Here is a 9,409-nt window from a genome sequence, read left to right as displayed (position 1 = left end):
TGAGGGGGCAGCAGTTGCCGGCGGTGACCGTGCCCTGCTCGCGGAAGACCGGCTGCAGGCCGGACACCCCCTCCAGGGTGACCCCCGGGCGGGGGCCGTCGTCGCGCGACACCACCGTGGCGTCGGGCGTCGTCACGGGCGTGATCTCGCGCTCGAAGACGCCGTCGGCGATCGCCTTCTCGGCGAGGTTCTGCGATCGCACGCCGAACTCGTCCTGGTCCGCCCGGGTGATGCCCATGGACGTGGCGAGGTTCTCGGCGGTCTGGCCCATCGAGATGTAGACGTCGGGCAGCAACCCGTCCTGGCGCGGGTCGTGCCACCTCTCGTTGGTCGCCGCGGTCGCGTCGGTGCGGGCCCTGGCCTCGTCGAACAGCGGGTTGAGGAACTCCTCGCGCCCGGCACCCGCGCCCGTGAAGGCGGGGTACTGCGACACGCACTCGACGCCGGCGGACACGAAGGCGTGCCCCTCCCCGGCCTTGATCGCGTGGAATGCCATCCGGGAGGTCTGCACCGACGAGGCGCAGAAGCGGTTGACCGTCGTGCCGGGCAGCGAGTCGTGGCCGAGGGCTACCGCGACCCGGCGGGCCATGTTGACGCCCTGCTTCGCCTCGGGCTCGGCGCAGCCCAGCATCAGGTCGTCGAGGGTGGCCGGGTCGAGGGCCGGGACCTTGTCCAGGACCGCCTGCACGACGGTCGTCGCGAGGTCGTCGGGACGGACGTCCTTCAGCGACCCCTTGAAGGCGCGCCCGATCGGGCTGCGGGCGGTGGCGACGATCACGGCCTCGGGCACGGGAACCTCCAGGGACGGTGGCCCGGGCCGCTCGGCGGCCGGACCTACTGGCCGGTAACAAAGCGAGCCTAGCCTGCGCGCCGGGCTAACGCAGCGGGCTGTCCTCCTCCGCGGTGCTCTGCACCTCGCGCCGGTCCCGGCCGGGTCGGTGCCGCAGCAGCGCCCACCGGCCGCGCGGCCCGCGGTCGCGCCCGCCCACCTGGGCGCCGGCCACCTCGGTGCCCGGCTCGTCCGCGGCCTCGACGGCGGCCAGCGCGATCGGCCGGACCCCCTCGCCGCGGGTCAGGTCCGGCACCGGCTCGGGCTCGTCGCCGAACCACACGTCCAGCGCCGCGCAGACCGACGGCAGCAGTGCGGCTGCCGCGCTGGCGTAGCCGGCGGGGGACGGGTGGAACCGGTCCGGCCCGAACATCTCCTTGGGCGACGACGCGAACTCCGGCCCCAGGATGTCGCCGAGCGACACGGTGCGCCCGCCCGCCTCGACGACGACGATCGTCTGGGCCGCGGCCAGCTGGCGGCTGGACCTCCGGGCGATCCAGCGCAGCGGCTGGGCGACCGGCTCGACGGTCCCCAGGTCGGGGCAGGTCCCGACGACGACCTCGGCGCCGATCTCGCGCAGCCGTCGCACGGCGTGGTCGAGGTGGCGGACGGCGGTCGGGGGCTTGACCCGGTGGGTCACGTCGTTGGCGCCGATCATGATCACGGCGATGTCCGGCGAGTCGGCCTCGACGGCGTCGACCTGCAGGGCCAGGTCGCTGCTCTTGGCGCCCACCACGGCCGGGCAGGCGAGGCGCACCGGCCGGTCAGCGCACTCTGACAGGCCGGCGGCGAGCATCGCCCCCGGCGCCTGGTGGGGGTGGTCCACTCCCAGCCCGGCGGCGCTGGAGTCGCCCAGCAGCGCCAGGGTCAGCTGCTCGCCCTGGTGGTGCGCGCCGTAGTCACCGGCCGCCGACGGCGGTTCCCCGGTCGGCTCCCCGATGGCCCGACGGGCCAGCGCCGCCTCGGCCCGGATCAGGCCGAAGGCGCCGGCCGACAGGAGACCCAGCCCGCCGCCCCCGTACGCGGCGGCCATGGCGATGCGCTTGGCGACGCGGGCCTGTGTCACGGTCGTCTCACGCTCGCGTCCCGGCCTTGCGGCGGAGGAAGCCGCGCACCGCCTCCCGGGCGCCGTCGCGGATCTCCGGTCCGTGGGTGAACGCGGCGATCCCGTAGTCGAGCTCGCCCAGCACCTGCGCCGTCTCCTTGGCCAGCTTGTGGTCTGTGCACATCATCGGCACCGACCAGGTCATCCGGCCGCGCATGTTCCAGATCGCGTCGCCGGTGACCAGCGTGCCGCTCGGCTCGTGCAGCAGGGAGACGTGGCCCTGGGTGTGCCCGGGCGTGTGCAGCACCCGCAGCCCGCCGGCCACGTCGAGCACCTGCCCGTCGACCAGCTCCTCGTCCACCGGCGTCGGCTGGGTCCCGTGACCGCGGCGGAGCAGCCGGCCGCCGACGGTCGACCGGTCGAGGACCGGGCCCTTGCCCTCGCGGACGTACGCCGCGTCGCGCTCGTGCACCGCCACCGTGGCGCCGGTCCGGCCGCGCATGGCCACCAGGCCGCCGACGTGGTCGCCGTGGGCATGGGTCACGACGATTCGGGTCACGTCGGAGGGGGCGACGCCCATGTGCTCGAGCCCGGCGACCAGCCGTTTCGGCGCCCGCTTGGTGCCGGCGTCGACGAGCGTCACCCGGCCGTCGTCCTCGACGAACGCGAAGGAGCTGACCAGGTCGGCCGGCGCCGTGGCGATGCGCCAGACGCCTGGCGCGAGCTGCACGGCAGGGCTACTGGCCACGCCGGGAATCTAGCGGACGGGGACGACCGGCCACCGTCGCACCTGACCGGTCGGGGCGTGGCGGACGGGGCTCTAGGCTGCGCGCCATGCAGTACTACGAGTCGGTCGTCGACCTCATCGGCAACACCCCGCTGGTGAGGCTGGGGTCGGTGGCGCGCGACGTGCCCGCGACCGTGCTGGCCAAGGTGGAGTACTTCAACCCGGGCGGGTCGGTGAAGGACCGGATCGCCGTCCGGATGGTCGAGGCCGCGGAGAGGTCCGGCGCGCTCCGGCCCGGCGGCACCATCGTCGAGCCCACCTCGGGCAACACCGGCGTCGGGCTCGCCCTGGTCGCTCAGCGCCGCGGCTACCACTGCGTGTTCGTGCTGCCGGACAAGGTGTCCCAGGACAAGATCAACGTGCTGACCGCCTACGGCGCCCGGGTCGAGGTGTGCCCGACCGCGGTCGCCCCGGAGGACCCCCGCTCCTACTACTCGGTGAGCGACCGGCTGGTCCGTGAGATCGAGGGGGCCTGGAAGCCGGACCAGTACAGCAACCCCGAGAACCCGCGGTCCCACTACGAGACCACCGGCCCCGAGGTCTGGACCCAGACCGACGGCCTGATCACGCACTTCGTCGCCGGCGTCGGCACGGGCGGGACGATCAGCGGCGCCGGGCGCTACCTCAAGGAGGTCAGCGAGGGCCGGGTCCGGGTCGTCGGCGCCGATCCCGAGGGCTCCGTCTACTCGGGCGGGACCGGTCGGCCGTACCTCGTCGAGGGTGTCGGCGAGGACTTCTGGCCCGGCGCCTACGACCGCGGCGTCGCCGACGAGATCGTCGCCGTCTCCGACCGCGACTCCTTCGTCATGACCCGCCGCCTGGCCCGTGAGGAGGGGCTGCTGGTCGGTGGCTCCTGCGGCATGGCGGCGGTGGCCGCGCTCCGGGTCGCCGGGCGGTTGACGCCGGACGACGTCGTGGTGGTGCTGCTGCCCGACGGCGGGCGCGGCTACCTCGGCAAGATCTTCAGCGACGACTGGATGGCCGACTACGGCTTCGTCGAGGACAGCGAGCTCGCCGGGGGCGTCACGGTCGGCGACGTCATGCGGCGCAAGGGCGAGGAGGTGCCGGACCTCGTGCACGTGCACCCCTACGAGACGGTGCGCGAGGCGATCGACATCCTGCGTGAGTACGCCGTCTCGCAGATGCCCGTGGTCAAGGCCGAGCCGCCGGTCACCGCGGGCGAGGTGGTCGGCTCGGTCGTCGAGAAGGAGCTGCTGGACGCGCTGTTCAACGGTCGCGCGCACCTCGCGGACCCGGTCGAGCGGCACATGTCGCCGTCGTTGCCGATCGTCGGAGCGGGCGAGCCGGTGACCGCGGCCACGGCTGCGCTCGAGAAGTCGGACGCCCTGCTGGTGCACGAGGACGGCAAGCCGGCCGGCGTGCTCACCCGCCAGGACCTCCTCGGCTTCCTCGCGGCCGGGTGATCGTCATCGGGACGGCAGTGGTTCCCTGGTCACGGCCCGGGTAGGACTGGAGCAGTCAGATCACACGACGAAAGGCACGAGAGAGCCAGGAGGGAACGCATGCTCGACGACGACATGACCACCACCCCTGACGAGCACGGTCCGGCGGACGGCGGCGCGGGCTCCGGCTCCGACGGTGGCGCGGACGGCGGTGCCGACGGTGGCGCGGACAGCGGTGCCCACGGCCCGGCGGACGGCGGGGCCGGCGGCGTCCCCGGCGAGAGCGACGGCGGCGCGGACGGCGGTGCCGACGGCGGCGCGGACGGCGGTGCCGACGGCGGTGCCGACAGCGGGGCCTGACCGCTGACCAGCACGAACGACCAGGGCGGGGCGCGCGAGCATGCGCGCCCCGCCCTCGCGCGCTGCACCGACCTCGACCCGGTCACCTTCGGCCGCGAGGTGTGGGGGCGCCGGCCGCTGCTGACCACGGCCGAGCGCCTGCCCGGCTTCGCCGACCTGTTCTCCCTCGAGGCCGTCGACGAGCTGGTCTCGCGGCGTGGCCTGCGCACTCCGTTCCTCCGGGTGGCGAGGGCCGGCACCGTCGTCCCGGCCGCCCGCTACACCCGGTCCGGCGGCACCGGTGCCCAGGTCGCCGACCAGGTGGTCGACGACCGGCTGCTCGACCTGTTCGTCGACGGCCACACGCTCGTCCTGCAGGGCCTGCACCGGGTGTGGCCGGCCCTGGTCGACTTCGCCGGGCAGCTGGTCACCGACCTCGGTCACCCGGTCCAGGTCAACGCCTACGTCACGCCCAGCCAGTCACAGGGTTTCTCGGCGCACTACGACACCCACGACGTCTTCGTCCTGCAGGTAGCGGGCGAGAAGCGCTGGCGGATCCACGAGCCCGTGCTCCCGTCGCCGCTGCGCGACCAGCCGTGGACCGACCACCGGGCCGCGGTCGAGGAGCGGGCGACCGGCGACGCGGTCATCGACACGGTCCTGCGCCCCGGCGAGTCGCTCTACCTGCCGCGCGGCTACCTGCACGCGGCCGAGGCGCTCGGCGGCGTGACCTGTCACCTGACCGTCGGCGTCCATCCGATCACCCGGCACGACCTGCTGAAGGTCGTGGTCGAGCAGGTCGTCCAGGACGAGCACCTGCGCGCGTCGTTGCCGTTCGGTGTCGACGTCGCCGACCCGGCCGACCTCCAGCCCGACCTCGAGGCGACCATGGAGGCCCTGCTCGGTCGGATCCGTTCGGTCACCGCGGCCGAGGTCTCGGCGGCGCTCGCGACGGCGCGCCTGGGCGCCCGCCGCCCGGCGCCGCTCGGCCCGCTCGCCCAGGCCGAGGCGCTGCAGAACCTGACACCCGAGACCGTCCTCGCCGTCCGACGTCACCTCGACCACCTGCTGGTCACCGACGACGGCGGCGCCGTGTCGCTGGTGCTGCCCGGCCGCCGGATCGGCCTCGGGGCGACGAGCGCCAAGGCCGTGCGGGCGGTGCTGGACGGTGCCCGGCTCCGGGTCGACGAGCTGCCCGGCCTCGAGCCGGACGACGCCCTGACCCTCGCCAGGCGGCTGGTCCGCGAGGGCGTGGTCGTGACCGACCCCGCTCCGTGACCGCCGATCCCGGGACGCCGCTGCGGTGCTCGGTCACCAGCCGGCTGCGGGCCGACTCGATGGCCGGCACCGCCGCGCCGGCCACCGGCTTCCTGCTCGTCGAGCAGCCCGGCGGCTGGGGGCGGCAGGCGCTGACCAGCTCGCGGCTCGACCCGAAGGTGGGGCGGAGGGTGTCCGCCAGGGCCATCGCCCAGGGCCTGCGGGTGCTGCTCGTCCGTCGGCCGGGCCGGCACCAGGCACCGGCCCGCCGCCGATGGGCCGTCGTCGTCTCGCGACCCGGCCGCGAGGCCACCTGGTGGGGCGATTTCGGCCACGACGAGGAGCTGCTCTCGCTCCCGCTCGACGGCAGCGCCGGCTCCCGTTCCGACGAGCCGTTCTTCCTGGTGTGCACCCACGGCAGGCACGACACCTGCTGCGCCGTGGAGGGCCGGCCGGTCGCGGCCGCCCTGCACCAGGCCCGGCCGGGTCGGGTGTGGGAATGCTCGCACGTCGGCGGCGACCGGTTCGCAGCCAACGTGCTCGCGATGCCGCACGGCGTCTACTACGGCCGGGTCGAGCCCGACGAGGTCGAGGCGCTGGCGACCGCCCACGAGTCGGGAGAGGTCTACCTCGAGCGGGTGCGGGGACGTACGACCAGCAACCCGGCCGCGCAGGCCGCGATCGTGCACGTAAGCCGGGTCCTGGGCGAGACCCGGCTCGACGCGCTGACCCCCGCCGGCACGATCCACCTCGGCGACGGGCGCTGGCAGGTGCGCCTGCGCGGCCGGCCCGGCACTCTCATGGTGACCGTGCAGTCCGCCGCGGGGGCCCGGCCCGGCCTGCTGACCTGCCACGCGCAGCGCGAGGCGCACCCGCCGCGGTTCGAGATCGTCGAGATCCGCCAGCTGCCGTAGCGGCGGGCCGCGCCGGTCCGGCCGCTACGGGCCGGCCGGCGCCGGGCCGTCAGACCGGGTCGACGGGATGCTGCCGCCCGAAGAGCCGGACCTCCTGGGGCCAGCCGCACGCCTCCGCGATCTTGCCGGCCCACATCCGGGCCGTCTCCTCGTCGGGCACGTCCACCACGGTGAGACCGCCCAGGAACTCCTTGGTCTCGACGTAGGGCCCGTCGGTGAACGTCAGCGTGCCGCTCGTCGCGTCGGCGGTGAAGACCGGGCCGTCCTCCTCCAGGCCTCCGGCGAAGACGTACTGCCCGGCGTTTCGGATCTCCTGCACGGCCGCCGCGGCGAGCGGCCCGCGCGACTGGAACCACTCCGCGGTGTGGTCACCCACCCACTGCTGGTTGAAGTAGATGAGGTACTCGGGCATGCCTGCTCCTTCTGCTCGGGCGGACCGGGGTGTCCGTCGTCACCTGCTCAACGAACAGGGACCGGCCAATCCGACATCGTCCGGCGGAGAATGTCACGCCGGCCGGCCTCAGGCCTCGGGGAGCTCGACCCGGGTCGGCGCGTCCTGGCCGTGCGCGGCCGGGTCGTAGGCGACCTGGCAGAAGCCGTGGTTGCAGTAGCCCCAGGGGTTCTTGTCGAGGTAGCCCTGGTGGTAGTCCTCGGCGTAGTAGAACGGGCCGGCCTCGGCGGGCGGGCGGATCTCGGTCGAGATCTCGCCGAAGCCCGCCTCCTTGAGCCCCTGCTGGTATCGGGACCGGGACTCCTCGGCCGCCGCCAGCTGGGCGTCGGTCGTGGGGTAGATCGCCGACCGGTACTGGGTGCCGACGTCGCCGCCCTGGCGGTTGCGCGTCGTCGGGTCGTGGTTCTCCCAGAAGGCCTTGAGCAGCACCTCGAGGTCGACCTTTGCCGGGTCGTAGACGACGAGGACGGCCTCGGTGTGGCCGGTGCGCGCGGTGCACGTCTCCTCGTAGGTCGGGTGCTGGGTGTGACCGCCCTGGTAGCCGGCGGCCGTGACGTGGACGCCGGGGATCTGCCAGAAGATGCGCTCGGCGCCCCAGAAGCAGCCCATGGCGAAGGTGATGACCTCGTGGCCCACCGGCCAGGGGCCTTCGAGCGGGGTGCCGAGCACGACGTGCTCGGGCTTGATCCGGAACGGGCGCTCGGGCCGCCCGGGAAGGGCGTCCTGCGCGGTGACGAGCTCCTGCTTGGACCTGCCGAAGAGCATGGGTGACCTCCTGCCCCTCCCAACACGGTGGGAGGGGCAGGGATTCCGGCCGGGCGCTGCGCCCGGACCGGGGCCTGCCGGCTCAGCCGCGCCACAGCGGCCGGGTCAGGCAGGTCGGCCCGCCGTCGCCCTTGTTGGTCTCGGTCGCGGTGTACGTGTGGACCTCCACCCCCGCGTGCTCCAGCGCCGAGCGGGTGCGTGGTGCGCTGTCGGCCATGACGACGACGCCAGGGCGGACGGCGAGCACGTTGCACCCCTGGGCGTCGAGCTCGTCCGGGTCGCACGGGACGGTGCGGTAGCCACGGTCGGCCAGCATCTCCAGCAGGGGCACGGGCGCCAGCGGCTCGAAGACGACCGCCAGGTCGTCGGCCACCGGCGACACGACCGACATCAGGTGCATCACGTGGCTCGCGCCGAGGTGGTGCGGCAGGTCGGCCCGCTCGACGGACACGCCCTCCGCCGAGAGCAGCTCGGCCAGTTGCGCGTGCGCGGCGGCGTCGGTCCGGTAGCCGCGGCCGACCGCGAGGGTGCTCTCGTCCAGCCAGCACATGTCGCCGCCGTCGGCATGCGCGTCGCCGGTCAGCCGGCCGACCACCGGCACCCCGGCCCGCTCCACCTCGGCGGCCAGGAAGGCGGGCTCGTCACGCCGGGCCGGCTTGCGCATCCGCAGCACCACGGCGCCGGCGCCGGTGACCAGCACCGGGTCGTACGTGAAGCAGGCATCGACCATCCCCTCCGGCGCGTCCGTCACGACGACGTCGGCACCGAGCGCGGAGAGCAGCTCGACGAATCCGTCGTGCTCGCGGCGCAACGCGTCGACGTCGGGCACCCGCCACCCGGCACCGGCGAAGTCTCCGGTCGCCGGACGGGCGACCAGCACCCGGCGCAGCTCGGCCGACATGGAACGCACACCGAAGGGAGGACCGGTCATGCCCGCGATCGTGCCGCACGGCGCGGCACGTACGCTCGGCCGCATGCAGTTCGAGACCCTCGCGATCCATGCCGGCCAGGAGCCCGACCCGACCACCGGGGCGGTCGTCCCGCCGATCTACCAGGTGTCGACGTACAAGCAGGACGGCGTCGGCGGGCTGCGTGGTGGCTACGAGTACAGCCGCAGCGCCAACCCGACCCGGACCTCGTTGGAGGAGTGCCTGGCCGCTGTCGAGGGCGGCCGGCGCGGGCTGGCCTTCGCATCGGGGCTCGCCGCCGAGGACACCTTGCTGCGTGCCGTGTGCCGGCCCGGCGACCACGTCGCGATCCCCGGCGACGCGTACGGCGGCACGTACCGGCTCTTCGACCGCGTCCACCAGGAGTGGGGCCTCGACCACACCCCGGCGGCGGGGCACGGGGTCGACGCCTACCGCGACGCAGTCCACCCGGGCAGCACCAAGGTGGTCTGGGTCGAGACGCCGACCAACCCCCTGCTCGGCATCACCGACATCGCCGCGGTCGCCGAGCTGGCCCACGACGCCGGCGCACTGCTCGTCGTGGACAACACCTTCGCCTCGCCGTACCTCCAGCAGCCCCTGTCGCTCGGCGCGGACGCCGTCGTGCACTCGACGACGAAGTACATGGGAGGGCACTCCGACGTGGTGGGCGGAGCGCTCGTGCTCGCGGAC

At 74.3% G+C, this 9,409-nt stretch carries 11 protein-coding genes; 5 read left to right on the top strand and 6 right to left on the bottom strand.

The window, feature by feature from the left end; genetic code table 11:
- The 3 genes from VK640_15590 to VK640_15580 form a co-directional block, all read right to left on the bottom strand.
- Positions 1-790, bottom strand: a 790-nt coding sequence (locus VK640_15590) for an acetyl-CoA C-acyltransferase (protein HTE74598.1), incomplete at its 3' end; no start/stop codon positions are given.
- Positions 791-875: 85 nt separating this feature from the next.
- Positions 876-1,895, bottom strand: a complete 1,020-nt coding sequence (locus VK640_15585; GenBank protein HTE74597.1) for an SGNH/GDSL hydrolase family protein — start codon at positions 1,893-1,895, stop codon at positions 876-878.
- A 7-nt stretch (positions 1,896-1,902) separates the two neighbouring features.
- On the bottom strand, positions 1,903-2,622 hold the full coding sequence (locus tag VK640_15580) for an MBL fold metallo-hydrolase (GenBank protein HTE74596.1): 720 nt from the start codon (positions 2,620-2,622) through the stop codon (positions 1,903-1,905).
- Between the two features lie 86 nt (positions 2,623-2,708).
- On the opposite strand from VK640_15580, the gene VK640_15575 reads away from it, so the two are divergent.
- From VK640_15575 to VK640_15560, 4 genes are all read left to right on the top strand, one after another.
- Positions 2,709-4,085 carry a cystathionine beta-synthase gene (locus tag VK640_15575; protein ID HTE74595.1) on the top strand — a complete coding sequence of 459 codons (1,377 nt, stop codon included), beginning with the start codon at positions 2,709-2,711 and terminating at the stop codon, positions 4,083-4,085.
- A 99-nt stretch (positions 4,086-4,184) separates the two neighbouring features.
- Complete coding sequence (locus VK640_15570; protein HTE74594.1) at positions 4,185-4,424, top strand: hypothetical protein; 240 nt, start codon at positions 4,185-4,187, stop codon at positions 4,422-4,424.
- Positions 4,425-4,523: 99 nt separating this feature from the next.
- Positions 4,524-5,681 carry a cupin domain-containing protein gene (locus VK640_15565; GenBank protein ID HTE74593.1) on the top strand — a complete coding sequence of 386 codons (1,158 nt, stop codon included), beginning with the start codon at positions 4,524-4,526 and terminating at the stop codon, positions 5,679-5,681.
- On the top strand, positions 5,678-6,574 hold the full coding sequence (locus tag VK640_15560) for a sucrase ferredoxin (GenBank protein ID HTE74592.1): 897 nt from the start codon (positions 5,678-5,680) through the stop codon (positions 6,572-6,574). The genes VK640_15565 and VK640_15560 overlap by 4 nt, the downstream gene beginning before the upstream one ends.
- 49 nt (positions 6,575-6,623) lie before the next feature.
- Here VK640_15560 and VK640_15555 read toward each other — a convergent pair whose 3' ends face one another.
- The 3 genes from VK640_15555 to VK640_15545 form a co-directional block, all read right to left on the bottom strand.
- The gene (locus tag VK640_15555; protein ID HTE74591.1) at positions 6,624-6,986 is read right to left on the bottom strand and encodes a YciI family protein; all 363 of its coding nucleotides are present in this window, start codon (positions 6,984-6,986) and stop codon (positions 6,624-6,626) included.
- A gap of 108 nt (positions 6,987-7,094) precedes the next feature.
- Entirely contained in the window at positions 7,095-7,790 is a 696-nt protein-coding gene (msrA, locus tag VK640_15550; GenBank protein ID HTE74590.1) for a peptide-methionine (S)-S-oxide reductase MsrA, read from the bottom strand.
- 82 nt (positions 7,791-7,872) lie between these two features.
- Positions 7,873-8,721 carry an arginine deiminase family protein gene (locus VK640_15545; GenBank protein HTE74589.1) on the bottom strand — a complete coding sequence of 283 codons (849 nt, stop codon included), beginning with the start codon at positions 8,719-8,721 and terminating at the stop codon, positions 7,873-7,875.
- A 43-nt stretch (positions 8,722-8,764) separates the two neighbouring features.
- Between VK640_15545 and VK640_15540 the strand changes: the two genes are divergently transcribed.
- The coding region (locus VK640_15540) for an aminotransferase class I/II-fold pyridoxal phosphate-dependent enzyme (GenBank protein ID HTE74588.1) at positions 8,765-9,409 on the top strand (645 nt) is incomplete at its 3' end.

It is taken from the genome of Actinomycetes bacterium (assembly GCA_035489715.1).
Taxonomy (GTDB): Bacteria; Actinomycetota; Actinomycetes; order JACCUZ01; family JACCUZ01; genus DATHAP01.
This window is presented reverse-complemented; position numbering and strand designations above follow the sequence as displayed.